The organism is Pseudomonas sp. TWR1-1-4 (genome assembly GCF_049897165.1).
GTDB classification, from domain to species: domain Bacteria; phylum Pseudomonadota; class Gammaproteobacteria; order Pseudomonadales; family Pseudomonadaceae; genus Aquipseudomonas; species Aquipseudomonas canadensis.
Genome location: NZ_JAFCVS010000003.1, coordinates 53,572 through 75,241, shown reverse-complemented (window position 1 = coordinate 75,241; position 21,670 = coordinate 53,572). Strand labels below are relative to the sequence as shown.

Below are 21,670 nucleotides of genomic sequence, written 5' to 3'. Positions count from 1 at the left end.
CTTGAACAAGGGCCGCCGAACCTGCGGGGCCCTTGCAGCAAAACCATTAGTTCAGGTGTTCGACGCGGATCCGCACCACGGGGCCGACCACGCCTTGCAGGGCTTCCAGGGCAGCGATGGCATCGTTGATGTGCTGTTCGAGCACGCGGTGAGTCAGCAGGATCATCGGCACCTGGCCGTTTTGCTCCTCGACTTCCTTCTGCATGATCGACTCGATATTGATACCGCGCTCCGACAGGATGCTGGCGACCTGGGCCAACACGCCCGGATGGTCCTGGGCCTGGATGCGCAGGTAGTAGGCGCTTTCGCAGGCTTCGATCGGCAGGATCGGGTGCGCCGACAGCGAATCCGGCTGGAAGGCCAGGTGCGGCACGCGGTTTTCCGGGTCGCTGGTCATGGCGCGGACCACATCCACCAGGTCGGCGATCACCGACGAAGCGGTCGGCTCCATGCCGGCACCGGCGCCGTAGAACAGGGTCGAACCGGCCGCATCACCGTTGACCATCACAGCGTTCATCACGCCATTGACGTTGGCGATCAGGCGGTCGGCCGGGATCAGCGTCGGGTGCACACGCAGCTCGATGCCCGCAGGTGTGCTACGCGCGACGCCCAGGTGCTTGATGCGGTAGCCCAAGGCTTCGGCGTAGTTCACGTCGGCGGTGGTCAGCTTGGTGATGCCTTCGGTGTAGGCCTTGTCGAACTGCAGCGGGATACCAAAGGCGATGGACGCCAGGATGGTCAGCTTGTGAGCGGCGTCGATACCTTCCACGTCGAAAGTCGGGTCGGCTTCGGCGTAACCCAGGGCCTGGGCTTCGGCAAGCACGTCTTCGAAGGTGCGGCCCTTTTCGCGCATTTCGGTAAGGATGAAGTTACCGGTGCCGTTGATGATGCCGGCCACCCAGTTGATGCGGTTGGCGGACAGGCCTTCACGGATCGCCTTGATCACCGGGATGCCACCGGCCACGGCGGCTTCGAACGCCACGATCACGCCCTTCTCACGCGCCTTGGCGAAGATCTCGTTGCCGTGCACGGCGATCAGCGCCTTGTTGGCGGTAACCACGTGCTTGCCGTTCTCGATGGCCTTGAGCACCAGCTCACGGGCCACGGTGTAGCCGCCGACCAGCTCGATGACGATATCGATTTCAGGGTTGGTGGCAACGGCGAAGACATCGTTGGTAATCGCAATACCGGTCGTTTCGAACTGAGGCTTTGGCGAACGCGTGGCAATTTGCGCCACTTCAATCCCGCGACCTGCGCGGCGGGAAATTTCCTCAGCGTTACGCTGAAGTACGTTAAAGGTGCCGCCACCGACGGTCCCTAACCCACAGATGCCTACTTTGACCGGTTTCACTGAAGAACTCCCCATGAAACGGCCGACGCTAGGTCGGCCGTGGAAAACAGCCGCACGACTGCGGCTTGCAATTAACGACCCGCTGACGTGTCAGCGAGCCTTGATCGTCGACATTTCGACGATACTGATTTATTTGGCACTGAGCGCCAGTTTGGCAACTTGTGGTGCCGGCTGGTAGCCCGGAATCACTTGGCCGTCAGCCAAAACGATGGCCGGTGTACCGTTCACGCCGATGGACTGGCCCAGGGCGAACTGCTTGGAAACCGGATTGGCACATTTGGCCGCCTTGATTTCCTTGCCATCGACCATCTTGTCCATGGCTGCTTTCTTGTCGGCCGAGCACCACACGGCTTGCAACTGCTCGTCACCCGGCGAACCCAGGCCCTGGCGCGGGAACGCGACGTAGCGCACTTCCACGCCCAGCTTGTTCAGCGCCGGCACTTCGGCGTGCAGCTTGTGGCAGTACGGGCAAGTGGTATCGGTGAACACGGTGATATGGGTCTTGGTCTCGCCGATGGCCGGGTAAACCACGGTTTCTGCTACCGGAATGCCATTGATCAGCTTGGACACGCCCAGGCGCTCGGCTTTCTCGGTGAGGTTGACCGGCTTGCCGTCCTTCAGCTGGAACAGGTAACCCTGGACGATGTACTGGCCGTCGGCACTGGCGTACAGCACGCGGCTGCCCTTGAGCTTGACTTCATACAGGCCGGCCATCGGGCTGGCGCTGATGCTTTCGATCGGGGTATCGAGTTGCAGGTTGGCCAGGCTCTTGCGGATGGTCTGCTCGGCAGCGTCATCGGCGAAGGCAAAGGTAGAAACCAACGCAATGGCTGCGGCGGCAATAATCTGGGTCAAGCGCATGGGAACTCCTGAAGGCAGATGCAGGGACGGGAGCAGTAGCACCGATGTGGAAACTCGGGCATGGGCCGTCCCCTTTGCTAACCGGCAAAGCCTACCACAGTTGGGCCGCAGGGCAGCCCGTGACGGGATAAATTGGCGGTTTTCAGCCTCGCGGGTGGTGCTTGGCGTGCATATCCTGCAAACGTGCACGCGCGACGTGGGTGTAGATTTGGGTTGTGGATAAGTCGCTATGGCCGAGCAACATTTGCACCACGCGCAAATCCGCACCGTGGTTGAGCAAATGCGTGGCAAATGCATGGCGCAACGTGTGGGGTGACAAGGTCTTGCCGATACCGGCGATCTTGGCCTGGTGCTTGATACGATGCCAGAAGGTCTGCCGGGTCATCTGCTCGCCGCGCAGGCTGGGGAACAGCACGTCGCTGGGCCGCCCGCCAAGCAGCTCACTGCGAGCATCACGCATATAACGCTCGACCCAGACAATCGCCTCTTCGCCCATCGGCACCAGCCGTTCCTTGCTGCCCTTGCCCATCACCCGCAGCACGCCCTGACGCAGGTTGACTTGCTCCAGGGTGAGGCTAATCAATTCGGTCACCCGCAGGCCGCAGGCATACAACACCTCCAGCATGGCACGGTCGCGCTGGCCGATGGCCTCACTTAAATCCGGCGCGGCGAGCAAGGCCTCCACGTCGGCTTCCGACAGGGATTTGGGCAATGGCCTGCCGAGTTGTGGCATGTCGACTTGCAGGGTGGGATCGAGGGCGATCAACTTTTCCCGCAGCAGATAGCGATAAAACCCACGCACACCGGAAAGGAATCGCGCGGTGGAGCGTGGCTTGTAGTTCTGCTCCAGACGCCAGGCCAGGTGATCGAGGATCAGCTCGCGGCCGGCGTTGATCAATTCGAGGTTTTTTTCCTGTAGCCAGCCGTTGAACAGCGCCAGGTCGCTGCGGTAGGCCTGGCGCGTGTTGTCTGACAGGCCTTTTTCCAGCCACAGTGCGTCAAGGAAGCGGTCGATCAGAGGGTTGTCGATGGCGGGCATGGGGGCTCAGGCGGATTACTGTAGTGTCTGTTAGATCCTATCGCAGGCAAGCCAGCTCCCACAGGGGTTTTGTGTCGGGTCACTGATTTGTAACCTCCACCGATCAAATGTGGGAGCTGGCTTGCCTGCGATGGCCGCGGCTCGGTCCAGGATCAGTCTACAAACCCAGGCAGCACAGGCACCGGACGCTTATCGGCATCAATCGCCACAAAACTGAACACACCTTGGATCGCCTTCTCGCGGCCATCGGCGCTCATGCTCTCTACGAACACTTCCACTTCAACCTTGAGGCTGGTGTTCCCCACCTTGATTACGCGACCGATCAGCTCAACGATGGAGCCGGCCGGGATCGCATGATTGAAGTCGATACGGTCGGTAGACACCGTCACCAGCGGCAAGCGACAAAAGCGCGTGGCGGTAATGAACGACACTTCATCCATCCACGCCAGGGCGGTGCCGCCGAACAGGGTGTTGTGGTGGTTGGTGGTCGGCGGGAACACGGCCTTGGTCACGTGGGTCACGGACAGGTCGGTGCGGCGCTGGATTTCTTCGAGGCGGGTGGTCATGGACAAATACCGGCAAATAGACAAATTTCAGGCACAAAAAAGCAGCCCGTAGGCTGCTTTTTTCTGCATCGGGAAGCTGGACTTAAGCCAGTTTTTCCTTGATGCGAGCTGCTTTACCGGACAGGTCACGCAGGTAGTACAGCTTGGCTTTACGTACGTCACCGCGACGCTTGACGGCCATGCTGTCGATTTGCGGGCTGTAGGTCTGGAAAGTACGCTCTACGCCAACACCGTTGGAGATTTTACGAACAGTGAAAGCACTGTTCACACCACGGTTACGCTTGGCGATTACCACGCCTTCGAACGCTTGCAGACGCGAACGGTCGCCTTCCTTCACTTTCACCTGAACGACAATGGTGTCGCCCGGGGCAAAGGTAGGGATCTCTTTGGTCATCTGCTCTGCTTCGAGTGCAAGGATGATTTTGTTAGTCATGCTGTGCTCCTAAGGTAAGTCAATGGACCTACCATCGATACGTTGTTAACTATCGTCCCGCGCGAGGATGTATTCCTCGAGCAGCTTCTTCTCTTCTCCAGAAAGCGAGCGGCTTTCCAGAAGATCGGCGCGTCGTTCATAGGTCCGACCAAGGGACTGCTGTAAACGCCAACGCCGGATGTGTGCGTGATTGCCACTTAGCAATACGTCGGGAACACGCTGATCCGCATACACCTCCGGTCGGGTGTAGTGCGGGCAATCCAGCAAACCATCCGTGAAGGAATCTTCCTCCGCGGAGTCCGCATGCCCTAAAGCTCCAGGCAGCAGTCGTGTAACCGCATCTATCAGGACCATCGCCGGCAGCTCGCCGCCAGACAGGACATAGTCCCCAATCGACCACTCTTCATCGACATGAGCTTCAATAAAACGCTCGTCAATGCCTTCATAGCGACCGGCAATCAGGATCAGTGCTTCCTCATTCGCCAGTTCGCGGACCCCAGCCTGTTTCAGCTGGCGGCCTTGAGGGGACAGGTAAATTACCTTCGCCTTCTCCCCGGCGGCGGCCTTGGCCTGAACCAACGCGTCTTCCAGGGGCTTGATCTTCATCACCATGCCCGGACCACCGCCAAATGGGCGATCGTCTACAGTGTGATGTCGATCCGTCGTGTAGTCTCGCGGGTTCCAACAGGTGAGCTGCAACAGCCCCTGTTTCACCGCCCGACTGGTGATGCCGTACTCGCTGATGGCGGAAAACATCTCGGGAAACAAACTGATCACTTCAATGCGCAAATTAGCCACGCTTAGAAGTCCGCGTCCCATTCCACCTTCATCTCGCCCGCTGCCAGGTCGACGGCCAACACGCATTGCTCGGTATAGGGCAACAGGCGTTCGCGATCATCCAGGCTGCCAGCGCAAGGCTTGACCACCATTACATCATTGGCGCCGGTTTCCAGAAGATGATCGATTTTCCCGAACAATTGCCCGAGTTGATCAATAACCTTCAGACCTTCCAGCTGGTACCAGTAGTACTCACCGTCGGTCAATTCAGGGAACAGGTCTCGCGGCACGCAGATCTCATAACCGGCCAGAAGACGAGCTTCTTCACGGTCATCAAGACCCTTGAGCTTTGCGACCAGGAACTTATCGCTCCCGCGTCCACTGACCAGCTCAACCTGCTTCACACTACCTTCGCGCTTGAGCGTCCAGGTCTTGTACTGCAACAGGTTTTCAGTCGGATCAGTAAAGGAATACACCTTCACTTCGCCGCGAACGCCATGAACAGAGTAAATCTTGCCGATAACGATCAAATCATCAGCAACAGCTGGCGTCGCGTTCATATTGCTCAGGCTGCGGCCTTAGCCGAGTCCTTCAACAGTTTTGCAACGCGCTCGGATGGCTGTGCACCCACGCTCAGCCAGTAGGCTACGCGCTCTTGGTTCACGGACAGACGAACTTCTTGACCACGAGCAACAGGGTTGAAGAAACCAACCTGTTCCTTGTGCGAACCGTCACGCGGGTTGCGGCTGTCGGTTACGGTCAAGTGGTAAAACGGGCGCTTTTTGGAGCCGCCAAGGGCAAGACGGATTGTTAGCATGTGAACATCGTTCCTGTAGTCGGTGCTGCAAATCTAAATGCACAGCGGGCATAGGTGCCCGAAAGGCCGCATATTCTAAGGAATATCCGGACTTTTGCAAATGTCTTTTTCTGGCGCCTATCAGCGTGCCACTCAGATCTGCTATAGAGCCGTCGGTTAAAACGGCCGGTCAGCCCCCGCCAACGGCGGGTTTGCTGGAGATCCCACATCCCTGTGGGTCGGAGCAGAAGCGAACTTCTGCTCGAATTCTTTACATCTTTGGCATCCCGCCGCCGGGCAACATACCGCCCATGCCGCGCATCATCTTGGCCATTCCGCCCTTGGCGGAAAATTTCTTCATCATCTTCTGCATCTGCTTGTGTTGCTTGATCAAGCGACCGATGTCCTGCACCTGGGTGCCGGAACCCATGGCGATCCGGCGCTTGCGCGAACCGCTGATCAGCTCGGGATCGCGGCGCTCGGCCGGGGTCATGGAGTTGATGATGGCCTCCATCTGCTTGAACTGCTTCTCTGCCGCGCCCTGGGCATTGCCCATCTGCGCCAGGTTCACACCGCCGATGTTCGGCAGTTTGTCCATCAGGCCGCCAAGACCGCCCATGTTCTTCATTTGTTGCAGCTGGTCGCGGAAGTCTTCGAGGTCGAAGCCCTTGCCCTTCTTCAGCTTTTTGGCCAGCTTGTCGGCCTTGTCCTTGTCGAGCGTGGCTTCGGCCTGCTCGATCAGGCTGAGCACGTCGCCCATGCCGAGGATGCGCGAGGCAATACGCTCTGGGTGGAACGGCTCGAGCGCTTCGCTCTTCTCGCCCATACCGATGAACTTGATCGGCTTGCCGGTGATGGCACGTACCGACAGCGCAGCACCGCCGCGGGCGTCACCGTCCACCTTGGTCAGGATCACGCCGGTCAGCGGCAGTGCGTCACCAAAGGCCTTGGCGGTATTGGCCGCATCCTGGCCGGTCATGGCGTCGACCACGAACAGCGTCTCGACCGGGTTGATCGCGGCATGCAGCGCCTTGATCTCGCCCATCATCTCTTCGTCGATGTGCAGGCGACCGGCGGTATCGACGATGACCACTTCGATGAACTTCAGCTTGGCTTCTTTAATAGCCGCGTTGGCGATGTCGACCGGCTTCTGGCTCAGGTCGGACGGGAAGAAAGTCACGCCTACTTCGCCAGCGAGCATTTCCAACTGCTTGATGGCCGCCGGACGGTACACGTCGGCCGACACCACCATCACGGACTTCTTCTTGCGCTCTTTAAGGAAGCGCGCCAGCTTGCCGGCGGTGGTGGTCTTACCCGCACCTTGCAGACCGGCCATCAATACGACGGCCGGCGGCACGGCGCTGAGGTTCAAGTCTTCATTGGCCGCGCCCATCAGGCTTTCGAGCTCGGCCTGGACGATCTTCACAAAGGCTTGGCCCGGCGTGAGGCTGCGAGACACTTCGGTGCCCACCGCGCGCTCTTTGACCGAGTTGACGAAGTCCTTCACCACCGGCAAAGCCACGTCGGCTTCCAGCAACGCCATGCGCACTTCACGCAGGGTGTCTTTAATATTGTCCTCGGTCAGCTTGGCCTTGCCGGTGACATGGCGCAGCGTCTGCGAGAGACGGTCAGTCAGATTTTCAAACATGCGCGATCCTTTCAGGCCCTATTCATAGACCGAGGTAATGGCGGCCCAGGCTGTGGTAAATCGCTATTAAAAACAGCGCTCGGTGAGCCTGCGGCGTGGGCAGGTCGCGGATTATAGCGAAGACTGCCGCCATGCACACCCGCTGTCTGGCTTGAGAGTCTTTCGTGTTACGCGGGGGTATGCCAAACTCAGCGCCTTTCGGGCTTGCCTAACAGGATTTATGCTCCCTTTGTCACCCAGTTTGCTACCCAGCCTCGCCGCCGCCATTTTGTATGCCGCTGCGACTCTCTACCAGAGCACTCGTCTGGCCCAAGGCGCCAAGGCGGACAAACGCCTGCTCGTCGGCCTTGGCGTCCTCGCCCTGCTGGCCCATGCTGCCAGCCTGTTTACCCATTTGATGACGCCCGTCGGCCTGGGCCTGGATTTTTTCAGCGCCGCCAGCCTCATCGCGGCTGCCGTCATCGCATTGACCCTGCTGGCCTGCTACCGGATTCCCGTCGAGAACCTGCTGGTGCTGCTATTCCCGCTGGGGATGCTTACGGTACTGATGGCGCAATTCGCCCCGACCGGCACGGTGCAGGTGATTGATGAAGAGCCGGGCATCCTCGCGCACATCCTGCTGTCGATCCTCGCTTACGGCATGTTCACCATCGCGGTGTTCCAGGCCCTGCTCCTGCTGCTGCAGGACCACCAACTCAAGCACAAGCACCCCTCGGGGCTGATCAAGAACTTCCCGCCGCTGCAAACCATGGAAAGCCTGCTGTTCGGCTTCCTGTGGGCCGGCTGGACGCTGTTGTCGCTGTCGCTGATCTCCGGCTGGCTGTTCGTCGAAAACCTGTTCGCCCAGCACTTGGTGCACAAGACCCTGCTAGCGTGCCTGGCCTGGGTGGTGTTCAGCGTGTTGCTGTGGGGCCGCAACCGCCTCGGCTGGCGCGGGCACAAGGCGATCCGCTGGACCCTGGCCGGTTTCTGCCTGCTGATGCTGGCCTATTTCGGCAGCAAGCTGGTCCGCGAATACATCCTGCATATCTGACGGGCAGCGATCATGGACAACCTGCCACTGGAGCCGATGCTCGCGGTAATCGCCCTGCTGGTCCTATGGGCCGCACTATTCACCGCCATCGAAGCCGCGCAACAACACCTGCTGGCCCTGCGCCCCGGCACACGCCAGGGCGACAAGGCCGCCACCCGCCTGAGCTTTCCGCGTAACAGCCTGATCCTGTGCAACAGCCTGTGTCGCGCCGCCGTGGTGATCCTCTGCACGCTGCTGGCCATCTATGCCTGGGCGCAGAACGGGCCCTGGCTGGGTTGGATGATCTCCTGCGCGATCCTGCTGGTTCTGGCCGACTACCTGCCCCGCGCCCTCGCCGTCCGCCATCCGCAGGCCGTGCTGGGCTTTGGCAATACGCTGTTGGGCGTGCCGCTGAAAATCCTCTACCCGCTGGCCTGGCTGCTCAATGGCATCAGCCTGTTGCTGCTGCGCCCGTTCGCACGCAAATCCGGCGTGGTGAAACAGAGCGACGAACCGCTGCCCGACCATGACGACGAGCGGGAAGCCGAATCCGACGAAGGCCACACCCCTGGCATGCCCGGCATCCACGCCCTGGACAACATCACTGTCAACGACATCCTGGTGCCGCGCAGTGAAGTGGACGGCATCAACCTGGACGACTCGATCGAAGAGATCATCGAGCAACTGCGCACCTCCCAGCGTACGCGCCTGCCGGTGTTCCACAGTGATATCAACCAAGTGCAGGCCGTGCTCAACACCCGGCAGATCCAGCACCTGCTGCCCGACGCCAGCCTGACCAAAGAGGCCTTGCTCGCCGCCTGCCACGAACCCTACTTCGTCCCGGAAAGCACGCCCCTGCAACTGCAACTGCTTAACTTTCACAAGCAGCAGCGCCGCCTGGGCATGGTGGTGGATGAATACGGCGAAGTGCTGGGTATCGTGACCCTGGAAGACATTCTCGAAGAAATCGTCGGCGAATTCGAAAGCGAGCAGAGTGCCGACAACCCGCATATCGAGCCTCAGCCGGACGGCCGCTACATCATCGATGGCGCTGCATCGATCCGCGAACTCAACAAGAGCCTGAACTGGCACCTGCCCAGCGACGGCCCCAAGACCCTCAACGGCCTGGTCACCGAAGCGCTGGAGACCATTCCCGATTGCGCGGTGTGCCTGAAAATCGGGCGCTACCGCCTGGAAATCCTCGAGACCGAGGACAACCGGGTGAGCAAGGTGCTGATCTGGCACACCAGCCGAATGCCGGTCGCCGTATAAGCTGCTGGCGAAACACATTCTCCCTGTGGGAGCGGGCTTGCTCGCGAATGCGGTAGACCAGCTGAAGATGAGCTGACTGACCCACTGCTTTCGCGAGCAAGCCCGCTCCCACATTTTGATTTGCGGCGTGTCAGCCCCCTTGTTGTATGTTCAAACCCCTTCCTATAATCGGTGCGGCTTACCAGAGCCGCGCCCGACCGCGTGCTACCCGCACCCAGCGTGTCCAGGCACCGCCTTATCGTGTCCGACCGGTGTTCGCTCCCATCCCGAGCCTGCCCGCGCACAACCCTGATCCATGGGTGTTCGACCAATAATAATCCGCGTCCAAACGCGCAATGACCATCAGGGACACCACCATGAGCACCACCTACAACGAGGCCGCGCCCGCCGCCGCCCCGACCAACTCGACTGCACGGGTCGCCACGGCGAGCATCGTCGGCACCGCCATCGAGTTCTACGACTTCTATATCTACGCCACGGCCGCTGCGCTGGTGATCGGCCCGGTGTTCTTCCCGCAGACCTCTGGCACCGCACAGATGCTGGCGTCATTCCTCACCTTCGGTATCGCCTTCATCGCCCGCCCGCTGGGCTCAGCGCTGTTCGGCCACTTCGGCGACCGCATCGGGCGTAAATCCACACTGGTGGCGTCACTGCTGCTGATGGGCGTATGTACCACGCTGATTGGCTTGCTGCCCGGCTATGACAGCATCGGGGCCTGGGCGCCGATCCTGTTGTGTGTGCTGCGGTTCGGCCAAGGCCTCGGCTTGGGCGGTGAGTGGGGCGGCGCGGCGCTGCTGGCCACCGAGAACGCGCCCAAGGGTAAGCGCGCCTGGTTTGGCATGTTCCCGCAATTGGGCCCTTCGATCGGCTTCCTGGCCGCCAACGGCTTGTTCCTGATTCTGGCCATGAGCCTGAACGACGAGCAGTTCCGCAGCTGGGGCTGGCGCATCCCGTTCATCCTCAGCGCTGCGCTGGTGATGGTTGGCCTGTACGCGCGACTGAAGCTGCACGAAACGCCGGTGTTCGCCAACGCCGTCGCCAAGGAAGCGCCGGTCAAGGTGCCACTGGTGGAGTTGTTCAGCCAGCATTGGCTGCCGGTGTTGCTGGGCGCTGCGTCGATGGTGGTGTGTTACGCGCTGTTCTATATCACCACCGCGTTTTCCCTGAGTTATGGCGTTTCAACCCTGGGCTACAGCCGCGAGACCTTCCTCGGTCTGCTGTGCTTTGCGGTGCTGTTCATGGGACTGGCGACGCCATTGGCGGCGCTGGCCAGTGATCGCTACGGACGCAAGCCGGTGCTGATTGTCGGCGCGATCCTGGCGATCCTGTCGGGCTTCACCATGGAACCGCTGCTGACTCACGGTTCGACCTGGGCCGTAGCGCTGTTCCTGGCCTTGGAGCTGTTCCTGATGGGCGTGACCTTCGCGCCGATGGGCGCCATGCTGCCGGAACTGTTCCCGACCCGCGTGCGTTATACCGGTGCTTCGGCGGCGTATAACCTGGGCGGGATTGTAGGCGCGTCGGCCGCACCGTTTTTCGCGACCAAGCTGGTGGCGATGGGTGGGCTGAGTTATGTCGGCGGGTATGTGTCGGCGGCAGCATTGCTCAGCTTGATTGCTGTGCTGTGCCTGAAAGAGACGCGGGATAATGACTTGAACAAGGTCGTCTGATAGACCGAATCACCTGTAGGAGCGAGCTTGCTCGCGAAAAAGGTACATCCGACGCCGCAATGCGCCTGAAATGCCTTCGCGAGCAAGCTCGCTCCTACAGGGCCTGCCTTACAGCTCTACTACAACAGCCTTCGAAGCACGGGTCGCCTTAGCCCGAGCCGCTTCAATCGACTCATCCCGCGCCAGCGCCACGCCCATGCGGCGCTGGCCATTCACTTCCGGCTTGCCAAACAGACGCAACGCCGTGTCCGGCTCGCTCAGCGCAGCACCGAGGTTGGCGAACGCAGTCTGGGTCGACTGGCCTTCTACCAGGATCACCGCCGAGGCCGAAGGCCCGAACTGACGGATCAACGGGATCGGCAGGCCCAGGATTGCGCGCGCATGCAGCGCAAACTGCGACAGGTCCTGGGAAATCAAGGTCACCAAACCGGTGTCATGCGGGCGCGGCGAGACTTCGCTGAACCACACCTGATCCCCCTTGATGAACAGCTCAACGCCAAACAGACCACGACCTCCCAGGGCCTCGGTCACCGCTTTGGCAACACGCTCGGACTCTGCCAGGGCAATCGGGCTCATGGCCTGCGGCTGCCAGGATTCCTGGTAGTCGCCCTTCTCCTGACGGTGACCGACCGGGGCACAGAACGTGGTGCCGCCGATGTGACGCACGGTCAACAGAGTGATTTCGTAGTCGAAGTCGATAAAGCCTTCGATGATCACGCGGCCTTTACCGGCACGACCACCTTCCTGGGCATAGTCCCAGGCTTTCTGCACATCATCGGCGCTGCGCAGCAGGCTCTGGCCTTTGCCCGACGAACTCATCACCGGCTTGACCACGCAGGGGAAGCCCAGGTCCTGCACGGCTTTGCTGTAGTCTTCGAAGGTATCGGCGAAGTGGTACGGCGAGGTCGGCAGGTCCAGCTCTTCAGCGGCCAGGCGGCGGATGCCTTCACGGTTCATGGTCAACGAGGTGGCGCGCGCGGTCGGGATCACGGTGAAGCCTTCGGCTTCCAGTTCTACCAGGGTCGCGGTGGCGATGGCTTCGATTTCCGGCACGATGAAGTGCGGCTTCTCGGCCTCGATCACCGCACGCAACGCAGCGCCGTCGAGCATGTTGATCACGTGGCTACGGTGCGCCACCTGCATGGCCGGCGCATTGGCGTAGCGATCCACGGCAATCACTTCAACGCCCAGGCGTTGCAGTTCGATTACCACTTCCTTGCCCAGCTCACCGCAGCCACACAGCAAAACGCGGGTCGCGGTTGGCGACAATGGAGTTCCGATTCGGGTCATCTCAGGTCCTCAGGGGAGCGGATCATTGGGAGAAAGGCCGGCATTTTACATGAACTGCAGCAATTGGCCTCAGTTGACGACGGCGCGCTTGCGGATGCGCCAGGCCATGATCAACCACACCACCGTGACCCCGGCGAATTTCGACACCAGCGCGGTGCCCACTACCGCTGGGGTGAGCGCGCCGATCAAGCCGAAGAAGATGAAGGTATCGAGAGGAATACTCAGCGCCGAACTTATCCACAGGCGGTCGTGCAACGGGCGCTTGGTGATGCTGAACACCAGCCAGTCGATGCACTCGGACACCGCGAAGGCCGTGGCGCTGGCCAGGGCGATGGCTGGGTCGGACGTGACATACGACAGCACCAGCGCAGCCAGCATGGCGATGATCGCACCGTGGCCGAAGCGGGTTTGCACCATGTCGCGCAGGATAAAGACCAGGCCACCCCAAGCAGACCAGATAACGTCCAGGTGCGGGGCGGTGGAGAAGGCGAAGTTGATCAGCACGACGCTGCTGATGTAGGCGATCAGGAAGAGCATGGGGCGAAAACCTGTAGGAGCGAGCTTGCTCGCGAAAAACATTAACGATTACGCGGGGTACCTGACTATACGCGGTGTCATCGAGTTTTTCGCGAGCAAGCTCGCTCCTACAGGGGATAGCACTCAGCCGCCGGATTTCCCGGAAACCATAAACACCAGCCCACTCGTCACCGCCCGCTCATGACACAACCCCAACACCACCCGGCGCTCGGCGTTATCCATGCGACTCCAACGCGTAATCTCATCCACCGTGCGCTGGCAGCCAGTACAAATATCGTCGTCATCCAATGCACAAATGCTCACGCACGGCGACGCAACGGGGCGCTCGATCGGGCTCATTCTTCCTGCTCAACCAGGTCACGCGCATAACGCTGCGAGTTATGCACATAGTGCGCGGCGCTGGCTTCAAGCATGCGCTTCTGTGCGTCGGTCAATTCACGCACCACCTTGCCCGGCGAACCCATCACCAGCGAACCATCGGGAATTTCCTTGCCTTCGCCGATCAGCGAATTGGCGCCGATGATGCAGTGCTTGCCGATCTTGGCGCCATTGAGGATCACCGCGTTGATGCCGATCAGGCTGTAATCATCCACCGTGCAGCCGTGCAACATGGCGTTATGGCCAATGGTCACGCCGGTGCCCAGGGTCAGCGGGTAGCCCATGTCGGTGTGCATCACGCTACCGTCCTGCACGTTGCTGTTCTTGCCGATCAGGATCAGTTCGTTGTCGCCACGCAACACCGCGTTGAACCAGACATTGGCGCCCTCCTCCAGCTTGACCTTGCCCACCAGCGTGGCATTCGGCGCCACCCAGCTGTGTGGATGCGTCTCGACGCGGGCGTCGCCCAGGCGGTATTTCATGGTGTTTCCTCACGGCGTTGCCATTCAAGCGATGGCTTAGATGTTGATGAAACTCTTGGGTGGTTGGTGCAGGCTGATCTTGGCATCGTCATAGAGGAGGTTGATCAACTCGACGATCATGATCGCCGTCAGCCCCCAGATCTTGTATTCGCCGAATCGATAGCTGGGCACGTACCAACTACGGCCCTGGTAATCGATCCTGTGGGTATGTTCGCGCGGATCCTGTCGGAAGAAGTCCAAAGGCACGCTGAAGACGGCGGCAATTTCGGCATCGTTGGCCAGGTATTCGACGTAATCGGGGATGACGCCGACATACGGCGTGACCCGAATGCCATGCAGGGAGATCAATGGGCTCAGCGGGCCGATGACTTCCACCAGGCCGGGTGGCAGGCCGATCTCTTCTTCCGCTTCACGTAGCGCGGTGAAGATCAGGTCCGGGTCTTCGGGGTCACGGCGCCCGCCGGGAAAGGCCACTTCGCCACCATGGGTCGACAGGCCACTGGCGCGCAGGGTCAGGATCAGCTCAGGTTCGTCACTGCGGGTAATCGGCACCAGCACCGCGGCCTCGGGGAAACGCCCGTCGGTTTCAAGCGTATGGGGGGTGTGATTGCTTACCCGGCGAAGTAGCTCGTCCAGCATGAGTCATCTCGGTCTGTTGGCTACCTTGCATCATGCACCAAAGCTCGCGGGCGCCCAACCCCAAAACCCGCGCCGTGTCGCTAAACGACAACTTGTTGCAGCGCCCTGCCCGTCACGCCAAGATAGACGCACTTTCCAGGAACCCCAGCATGAATTTCTGCAGCCAGTGCGGTAAACCGGTCACCCAACGCATCCCCGAAGGCGACGGCCGCCTGCGCTTTGTGTGTGATCACTGCTCGACCATCCACTACCAGAACCCCAACATCGTCGCCGGCACCGTACCCGTGTGGGGCGATAAAGTGCTGCTGTGCCGTCGCGCCATCGAACCGCGCCTGGGCTACTGGACCCTGCCCGCCGGCTTCATGGAAAACGGCGAGACCGTGGAACAGGCCGCCATGCGCGAAACCCTGGAAGAAGCCTGCGCCCGCGTGCACAACCTGAACATCTATACGCTGATCGACGTGCCACACATCAACCAGGTGCATATTTTCTACCGCGCCGACCTGCTCGACCTGGACTTCGCCGCCGGCCCCGAAAGCCTGGAAGTGCAGCTGTTCGATGAAGCCGACATCCCTTGGTCCGAGCTGGCTTTCCGCACGGTCGGGCGTACCCTGGAATACTTTTTCGCTGACCGCAGGCAACAGTCGTTCCCGGTGCGCAGCGAAGCCGTGCCGGCGATGGGAAAGCCCGCGCCATGACACTGGGGATACCGTCTTTGATGCGCTGGGTGCTTGCCCTGCTCTGCCTGTCGTTCACCACGCTGTCACCAGCCTCTACGGTGCAAACCCTGGGCGGCAAGCCTGTCGAAAAAGTCCTGGTGCTCAAGTCTGCCCACCAATTGCAGTTGATCAACGACGGCAAGCCTTTCAAGACCTACCGCATTTCCCTGGGCAAGAACCCCAAGGGCCACAAGCTGATCGAGGGCGACCGCCGTACGCCAGAGGGCCTGTACTGGATCGACTGGCGCAAGACCAGCGACCGCTTCAACCTGGCCATGCACATCTCCTACCCAAACATCAGCGACGCCGCCCGCGCCCGCCGCGAAGGCGTGAAGCCCGGCAGCATGATCATGATCCACGGCACCCCCGACACCGAGGATTACCCGGAACAGTGGTTCCACACCCTGGACTGGACCGACGGCTGCATCGGCATGCGCAACGTGGACATGCGCGAAGTGTGGAACCTGGTCAAAGACGGCACCCTGATCGAGATTCGTCCGTAATCTCGTACCGTTCGTAAAATAATTCGAAAAAATTCCTGCCCTGCCCCGTGCCCGCCGGTGAATACCAGTTCACCCCCGCGGGCTGCGCAGTTCTGCGCGTGATAAAGACCTCTCTAATACCACTTTATACCAGGCCCCATTACAGAGCCCGAAAACCAATGCCTGCACCATTTTGACTGCATTGACATGGTATTTAAGTGGTATTAATTTCCGGCCCATACCGGGCGACAACACTCCAATAACCGCATCGGAAACCTTAACGATGAATCCCATCCTGGCCCTGCGCCCCGACGACAAACAATCCACGCCGCTGTACCTGCAATTGGCGCGCAAACTGGAAGCGGCGATCCATGCCGGCCAGTGGACGTCCGAGCAGGCACTGCCGTCAGAACGCGTTCTCAGCGAGCAATTGAGCATTTCGCGCGTCACCGCACGCAAGGCGTTGGAAGTGTTGTTTGCCCAAGGGCTGATCCGCCGCAACCAAGGTTCCGGCACCTATATTTCGCCACGTTTGGAACAGCCGCTGTCGCGCCTGTCGGGGTTCAGCGAAATGCTGCGGCTCAAGGGTTTCGTGCCCAGCTCCCAATGGCTGGAGCGTGAACTGACCCAGCCGACCCACGAAGAGATGATCCGCCTGGGCCTGTCGCCCGCCGACAAAGTGGCTCGCCTCAAGCGCTTGCGTAAGGCGGATGACACGGTGATGGCAATTGAAATGACCACCATGCCCGCCTCGGTGCTGCCACAGCCACAAGCCATCGGCCACTCGCTGTACGAGTACCTGGAAGGCATCGGCAAACCGGTGGTGCGCGCCCTGCAGCATATCCAGGCGATCAACGCCTCGGACGAGTTCGCCAAGCTGGTCGGCATCGCCCCCGGCACCGCCATGCTGCTGATGACCCGGGTCGGCTACACCGCCGATAACACCCCGATCGAAATCACCGACACCTACTGCCGCAACGACTACTACGACTTCGTCGCAGAACTGCGTCGCCACGACTATTCCGCTGAACTGCGAATTTAGAGAACTGCCCATGTCCGAAGACAACATCCTCACGCCCAGCGGCTGGATTCGCGGCCGCCTGGTGCACGCGCACGGCAAGGTCGTCGCCATCGAAGGCACGCCCTGCGACCCGGCTGAAAACGAGTTGCCCTACCTGCTGCCGGGCTTTATCGACCTGCATGTGCACGGCGGTGGCGGCGCGGACATCATGGAAGGCCGCGATGCCTTCGAGACGATCACCCGCACCCATGTGCGCTTTGGTACTACCTCGTTGCTGGCCACCACCATGACCGCTCCGGTGGAGGAAATCTCAAGCGTGCTTGGCCAGCTCGGCACGTTCTGCGAGCAACGTCCTACCGGCAGCGCCCGTGTACTCGGCGTGCACCTGGAAGGGCCCTACATCAATCCCGGAAAACTCGGCGCCCAACCCAACTTCGCCCACACCGCGTTGATGGCCGAAGTGGAAGCCTACCTGCGCCTGGCGCCAATTCGCGTGATCACCATCGCGCCGGAAATCGCCGGCCACGACGGCCTGATCCGCGCCCTCAGCGAACGCGGCGTGCGCATGCAGATCGGCCACACCCTGGGCAGCTACGAAGAAGGCGTCGCCGCCCTCGCCGCCGGAGCCACCAGCTTTACCCATTTGTACAACGCGATGAGCCCGTTGCATCACCGCGAGCCGGGCATCGTCGGCGCCGCGTTGGCCCACGCCAAATACGCCGAATTGATCCCGGATCTGCTCCACGTTCACCCCGGCGCCATGCGCGTGGCGTTGCGCTCGATCCCATGCCTGTATTGCGTCACCGATTCCACCGCCGCCGCCGGCATGCCCGACGGTGAATACAAGCTGGGCAGCCACACCGTGACCAAATGCCTGGGCGGCGTACGCCTGGCCGACGGCACCCTCGCCGGCAGCACGCTGACCATGGACCAGGCGCTGCGCAACCTGGTGAAGATCGGCCTGCCCATCAGCGAAGCCTCACAGCGCCTGTCGCAATTTCCTGCGGACTACCTGGGCCTGGAAGAACGCGGCCGCCTGCAACCCGGCAGCTTTGCCGACTGCGTGCGCCTGGACCGCTCCCTGACACTCACCGACGTAATGGTCGAAGGAGAAACCATTGACTTCAAAAATGCTTGAAGAGGCCCTGGCCTCCTGCGACGCCGTGGCCGCCCAACTGCAACGCCTGGACCCGGCGCTGGAGGAAATCGCCGGCCGCCTGCGCCGTCAGCCGCCGCAGGTGGCGATGACCATCGCCCGTGGCAGCTCGGACCATGCCGCCAGCTATTTCGCCTACCTGACCATGCAGCACGTCGGCATTCCGGTGGCGTCGTTGCCTATGTCGGTAGTGACCCTGTTGCAGGCACCAATGAAAGTCAGCGGCCAGGTGGCGTTTGGTTTCTCCCAGTCGGGGCAAAGTCCGGACTTGGTGAACAGCCTGCGTCTGCTACGTAAACGCGGTGCCCTGAGCATTTCGCTGGTCAACGCCGAAGACTCGCCGCTGGAAGCCGCCTGCGAATTCCATGTGCCGCTGTGCGCCGGGCCGGAACACAGTGTGGCCGCGACCAAAAGCTTCATCGCCACCCTCAGCGCCAGCGCGCAGCTGATTGGCCACTGGAACCAGGAAACGGAGTTGCTGCAAGCCTGCCGCGCCCTGCCCGATGACCTGCGTGCCGCCGCCAAGCAAGATTGGACGGTTGCCATCGACGCCCTGCGCGACTGCCAGCAATTGATGGTCATCGGTCGCGGCGCCGGTTTCGCCATCGCCCAGGAAGCTGCACTCAAGCTCAAGGAAACCTCGGCGATCCAGGCCGAAGCCTTCAGCAGCGCCGAAGTGCGTCACGGGCCGATGGCCTTGATCGACAAGAATTACCCCTTGCTGGTGTTCGCCCCACGCGGCGCCGAGCAAGCCGGCCTGCTGAGCCTGGCCGCCGACATGCGCCAGCGCGGCGCCCATGTATTGCTGGCTGCGCCGGATGACATCGTCGAGCGCGACCTGACCCTGAGCCGCGCCGAACACCAGACCCTGGACCCGATCCTGGCAATCCAGAGTTTCTACGTGATGGCGGCAGGTTTGGCGCAAGCCCGAGGCATGGACCCGGACCAGCCGCGTCACCTGAGCAAAGTTACCCGCACTCACTGAGTGGCGTTTTCCTGATGAGTACCGTGCCGATGCCCTACAACAATAATGAATTGACCCTCAGCGCCCCGTTAAGCGGGCCCGTGCTGACCCTGGGCGACGTTCCTGATGAAGTGTTTGCAAGCCACGCCATGGGCGATGGTATTGCCATCGACCCCCTGAACGATTGCCTGCATGCGCCCTGTGACGGCGTGATCATCCATGTCGCGCGCACCGGGCACGCCCTGACGATTCGCGCCCAGAACGGTGCCGAGGTGTTGATGCATGTGGGCATCGATACGGTGGAACTGAACGGCGAAGGCTTTGCCTTGCTGGTGAAGGAAGGCGCGAAGGTGAGCAAGGGGCAAGCATTGGTGCAGTTTGACCTGGACCGCATTGCGCGCCAGTGCAAGAGCTTGATCAGCCTGATCATCCTGACCAATGGCGAACGTTTCGAATTGCGTTCGGTAGCCGGGCAATCGATCAAGGTCGGCGAGCCGTTGTTGCAGGTCGTGGCGCGTTCGGCGGCAGCGGTTCAAACCGCTGTGGATAACTCGGACACTGAAGTCAGCGCCAGCGTGCGCATCACGCATCGCGGTGGTTTGCATGCGCGTCCGGCGGCGTTGATCCGCAAGACGGCCCAGGGTTTCAGCAGCCAGGCACAGCTGCATTTCGGTGAAAAATCAGCTTCGTGTGACAGCTTGATTGGCTTGATGGGACTGGGTATTGGCGAAGGGGATGAAGTGCGTGTGAGCTGTCGCGGCAAGGATGCGGAGGCGGCGTTGCAGGCACTGGTCGCGGCCTTGTCCGCCGCCATCAAGCACGAACACCACGCCCCCGTCGTTGCCACCCCACGCCGAGCCAACGCCGAAGCCGGCGTGTTGCAAGGTGTGTGTGCTGCTCCGGGTCTCGTATGTGGGCCGCTGTTCCGCCTGGCGGGTATCGAACTGCCGGCAGACGCCGGCCACCATACTGCCGATGAGCAGCTGCAACGCCTGGACACCGCCCTGGAGCAAGTGCGCAGCGAAATTCGCATCACTCTGGATCAAGCGCGCCAGCGCAAGAACGTCGAGGAAGAAGACATCTTCGCCGCCCACCTCGCGCTGATGGAGGATCCTAACCTGCTGGAAGCCGCGACCGGCTCCATCGAAAAAGGCAGCGCAGCGACTCACGCCTGGCGCGATGCAATCCAGGCGCAATGCGCGGTATTGCTGGCCCTGGGCAAACCACTGTTTGCCGAACGCGCCAACGATCTGCGTGATTTGCAACAACGGGTACTGCGTGCGTTGCTGGGTGAGGCCTGGCATTTCGAATTGCCCGCGGGGTCGATTGTCAGCGCCCACGAACTGACCCCCTCAGACCTGCTGCAACTCAGCGCGCAACAGGCCGTCGGCATTTGCATGGCCGAAGGCGGCGCCACCTCTCACGTGGCGATCCTGGCTCGCGGCAAAGGTTTGCCCTGCGTGGTGGCGTTGGGTGCCGAAGTCCTCGATGTGCCCCAAGGTCAACGTGTGGTGCTGGACGCCGCCAACGGCCGCCTGGAACTGGCACCCAGCGACGCGCGCCACGCCGAAGTGCACCAGATTCGTGACGCGCAGAAACTGCGTCGCCAGCAGCAACAGGCCCAGGCTCAACAGCCGGCGCGCACCAGCGATGGCGTGACCATCGAAGTGGCCGCCAATGTCGCTTCCAGTGCCGAAGCCCTGGTGGCGTTTGAAAATGGCGCCGATGGCGTCGGCCTGCTGCGCACCGAATTTCTCTTCGTTGATCGTCGCACTGCACCGGATGAACAGGAGCAGCGCCAGGCCTACCAAGCCGTACTGGATGCCATGGGCGACAAGTCGGTGATCATCCGCACCATCGACGTGGGCGGCGACAAGCAGCTCGACTACCTGCCGCTGCCGGTCGAAGCGAATCCGGTGCTGGGCCTGCGCGGTATTCGCCTGGCCCAAATGCGCCCGGAACTGCTCGACCAGCAACTGCGCGCGCTGCTGCAGGTCTCCCCACTGGAGCGCTGCCGCATCCTGCTGCCGATGGTCAGTGAAGTGGATGAGCTGCTGCAGATCCGCCAGCGTTTGGATGAGTTGTGCGTGGAGCTGGAACTGACCCAGCGCCCCGAACTGGGCGTGATGATCGAAGTGCCCGCCGCCGCGCTGATGGCCGAGCAGTTGGCCAAGCACGCGGACTTCCTGTCCATCGGCACCAATGACCTGTCCCAGTACACCCTGGCCATGGACCGCGACCACGCCGGCCTTGCCGCGCGCGTCGATGCGCTGCACCCGGCGCTGCTGCGGCTGATCGCGCAGACCTGTGCTGGGGCTGCAAAACACGGGCGCTGGGTCGGTGTGTGTGGCGCCCTCGCCTCCGACCCGTTGGCCACACCGGTCCTGGTGGGCCTGGGTGTCAGCGAGCTGTCGGTAAGCCCGCCGCAGATCGGAGAAATCAAGGACCGTGTCCGCCACCTGGACGCGGCGCAATGCCGGCAACTGAGCCAAGGGCTGGTCGACCTGAGCAGCGCCAAAGCCGTTCGCCAAGCCTGTCAACACCACTGGCCGCTGAGCTGACAACAACAAGAAAAAA

The 21,670-nt window shown here is 61.4% G+C and carries 23 protein-coding genes; 9 read left to right on the top strand and 14 right to left on the bottom strand.

What is annotated here, in order from left to right; all coding sequences use genetic code 11:
• Positions 1-46: 46 nt before the first annotated feature.
• The 9 genes from ACP7C6_RS08670 to ffh form a co-directional block, all read right to left on the bottom strand.
• Entirely contained in the window at positions 47-1,351 is a 1,305-nt protein-coding gene (locus ACP7C6_RS08670; protein WP_010207988.1) for a homoserine dehydrogenase, read from the bottom strand.
• A 129-nt stretch (positions 1,352-1,480) separates the two neighbouring features.
• Positions 1,481-2,212 carry a thioredoxin fold domain-containing protein gene (locus ACP7C6_RS08665; RefSeq protein ID WP_010207987.1) on the bottom strand — a complete coding sequence of 244 codons (732 nt, stop codon included), beginning with the start codon at positions 2,210-2,212 and terminating at the stop codon, positions 1,481-1,483.
• Positions 2,213-2,354: 142 nt separating this feature from the next.
• Positions 2,355-3,251, bottom strand: coding sequence for a site-specific tyrosine recombinase XerD (xerD, locus tag ACP7C6_RS08660; RefSeq protein ID WP_426108624.1), 897 nt, complete (start codon positions 3,249-3,251; stop codon positions 2,355-2,357).
• Positions 3,252-3,403: 152 nt separating this feature from the next.
• Positions 3,404-3,817 (bottom strand): acyl-CoA thioesterase, encoded by a 414-nt coding sequence (locus tag ACP7C6_RS08655; protein WP_003193963.1) that lies wholly within the window; start codon positions 3,815-3,817, stop codon positions 3,404-3,406.
• Between the two features lie 82 nt (positions 3,818-3,899).
• Positions 3,900-4,250: a 50S ribosomal protein L19 gene (gene rplS / locus ACP7C6_RS08650; RefSeq protein WP_003175895.1), complete on the bottom strand. Its 351-nt coding sequence runs from the start codon at positions 4,248-4,250 to the stop codon at positions 3,900-3,902.
• 45 nt (positions 4,251-4,295) lie between these two features.
• Entirely contained in the window at positions 4,296-5,069 is a 774-nt protein-coding gene (gene trmD, locus ACP7C6_RS08645) for a tRNA (guanosine(37)-N1)-methyltransferase TrmD (RefSeq protein ID WP_016977714.1), read from the bottom strand.
• A complete protein-coding gene (gene rimM / locus ACP7C6_RS08640) occupies positions 5,051-5,587 on the bottom strand; it encodes a ribosome maturation factor RimM (RefSeq protein WP_028617814.1) in 537 nt (178 codons plus the stop codon). The genes trmD and rimM overlap by 19 nt, the downstream gene beginning before the upstream one ends.
• A 5-nt stretch (positions 5,588-5,592) precedes the next feature.
• Positions 5,593-5,844, bottom strand: coding sequence for a 30S ribosomal protein S16 (rpsP, locus tag ACP7C6_RS08635; RefSeq protein WP_003175899.1), 252 nt, complete (start codon positions 5,842-5,844; stop codon positions 5,593-5,595).
• A gap of 250 nt (positions 5,845-6,094) precedes the next feature.
• The gene (gene ffh / locus ACP7C6_RS08630) at positions 6,095-7,471 is read right to left on the bottom strand and encodes a signal recognition particle protein (RefSeq protein ID WP_426108623.1); all 1,377 of its coding nucleotides are present in this window, start codon (positions 7,469-7,471) and stop codon (positions 6,095-6,097) included.
• A gap of 220 nt (positions 7,472-7,691) precedes the next feature.
• Here ffh and ACP7C6_RS08625 point away from each other — a divergent pair, with 220 nt between their 5' ends.
• The 3 genes from ACP7C6_RS08625 to ACP7C6_RS08615 all read left to right on the top strand — a co-directional run bounded on the left by ACP7C6_RS08625 (position 7,692) and on the right by ACP7C6_RS08615 (position 11,425).
• On the top strand, positions 7,692-8,504 hold the full coding sequence (locus ACP7C6_RS08625) for a cytochrome C assembly family protein (RefSeq protein ID WP_426108622.1): 813 nt from the start codon (positions 7,692-7,694) through the stop codon (positions 8,502-8,504).
• 12 nt (positions 8,505-8,516) lie between these two features.
• Positions 8,517-9,755: a transporter associated domain-containing protein gene (locus ACP7C6_RS08620; protein WP_028617816.1), complete on the top strand. Its 1,239-nt coding sequence runs from the start codon at positions 8,517-8,519 to the stop codon at positions 9,753-9,755.
• A gap of 356 nt (positions 9,756-10,111) precedes the next feature.
• On the top strand, positions 10,112-11,425 hold the full coding sequence (locus ACP7C6_RS08615; RefSeq protein WP_033898588.1) for an MFS transporter: 1,314 nt from the start codon (positions 10,112-10,114) through the stop codon (positions 11,423-11,425).
• 108 nt (positions 11,426-11,533) lie between these two features.
• Here the strand turns inward: ACP7C6_RS08615 and purT are convergent, their stop codons facing one another.
• From purT to ACP7C6_RS08590, 5 genes are all read right to left on the bottom strand, one after another.
• Positions 11,534-12,715 carry a formate-dependent phosphoribosylglycinamide formyltransferase gene (gene purT, locus ACP7C6_RS08610; protein WP_017139720.1) on the bottom strand — a complete coding sequence of 394 codons (1,182 nt, stop codon included), beginning with the start codon at positions 12,713-12,715 and terminating at the stop codon, positions 11,534-11,536.
• A 69-nt stretch (positions 12,716-12,784) separates the two neighbouring features.
• Positions 12,785-13,252, bottom strand: a complete 468-nt coding sequence (locus ACP7C6_RS08605) for a preQ0 transporter (protein WP_426108621.1) — start codon at positions 13,250-13,252, stop codon at positions 12,785-12,787.
• Between the two features lie 123 nt (positions 13,253-13,375).
• Positions 13,376-13,591: a DUF1289 domain-containing protein gene (locus ACP7C6_RS08600; RefSeq protein WP_073860040.1), complete on the bottom strand. Its 216-nt coding sequence runs from the start codon at positions 13,589-13,591 to the stop codon at positions 13,376-13,378.
• Positions 13,588-14,112, bottom strand: coding sequence for a gamma carbonic anhydrase family protein (locus ACP7C6_RS08595; RefSeq protein ID WP_028617818.1), 525 nt, complete (start codon positions 14,110-14,112; stop codon positions 13,588-13,590). Before ACP7C6_RS08595 ends, ACP7C6_RS08600 begins: the two co-directional genes overlap by 4 nt.
• 36 nt (positions 14,113-14,148) lie before the next feature.
• Positions 14,149-14,751 carry a CoA pyrophosphatase gene (locus ACP7C6_RS08590; RefSeq protein ID WP_016971944.1) on the bottom strand — a complete coding sequence of 201 codons (603 nt, stop codon included), beginning with the start codon at positions 14,749-14,751 and terminating at the stop codon, positions 14,149-14,151.
• A gap of 149 nt (positions 14,752-14,900) precedes the next feature.
• On the opposite strand from ACP7C6_RS08590, the gene ACP7C6_RS08585 reads away from it, so the two are divergent.
• The 6 genes from ACP7C6_RS08585 to ptsP all read left to right on the top strand — a co-directional run bounded on the left by ACP7C6_RS08585 (position 14,901) and on the right by ptsP (position 21,654).
• Entirely contained in the window at positions 14,901-15,449 is a 549-nt protein-coding gene (locus tag ACP7C6_RS08585; protein ID WP_028617819.1) for an NUDIX hydrolase, read from the top strand.
• 20 nt (positions 15,450-15,469) lie between these two features.
• Complete coding sequence (locus ACP7C6_RS08580) at positions 15,470-15,973, top strand: L,D-transpeptidase family protein (RefSeq protein ID WP_028617820.1); 504 nt, start codon at positions 15,470-15,472, stop codon at positions 15,971-15,973.
• A 262-nt stretch (positions 15,974-16,235) separates the two neighbouring features.
• A complete protein-coding gene (locus ACP7C6_RS08575; RefSeq protein WP_016977704.1) occupies positions 16,236-16,994 on the top strand; it encodes a GntR family transcriptional regulator in 759 nt (252 codons plus the stop codon).
• A gap of 10 nt (positions 16,995-17,004) precedes the next feature.
• On the top strand, positions 17,005-18,111 hold the full coding sequence (gene nagA, locus ACP7C6_RS08570; protein ID WP_028617821.1) for an N-acetylglucosamine-6-phosphate deacetylase: 1,107 nt from the start codon (positions 17,005-17,007) through the stop codon (positions 18,109-18,111).
• Positions 18,104-19,114: an SIS domain-containing protein gene (locus tag ACP7C6_RS08565; RefSeq protein ID WP_426108780.1), complete on the top strand. Its 1,011-nt coding sequence runs from the start codon at positions 18,104-18,106 to the stop codon at positions 19,112-19,114. Before nagA ends, ACP7C6_RS08565 begins: the two co-directional genes overlap by 8 nt.
• Before the next feature lie 29 nt (positions 19,115-19,143).
• Positions 19,144-21,654 carry a phosphoenolpyruvate--protein phosphotransferase gene (gene ptsP, locus ACP7C6_RS08560; RefSeq protein ID WP_426108779.1) on the top strand — a complete coding sequence of 837 codons (2,511 nt, stop codon included), beginning with the start codon at positions 19,144-19,146 and terminating at the stop codon, positions 21,652-21,654.
• The last annotated feature ends 16 nt before the right edge of the window (positions 21,655-21,670 follow it).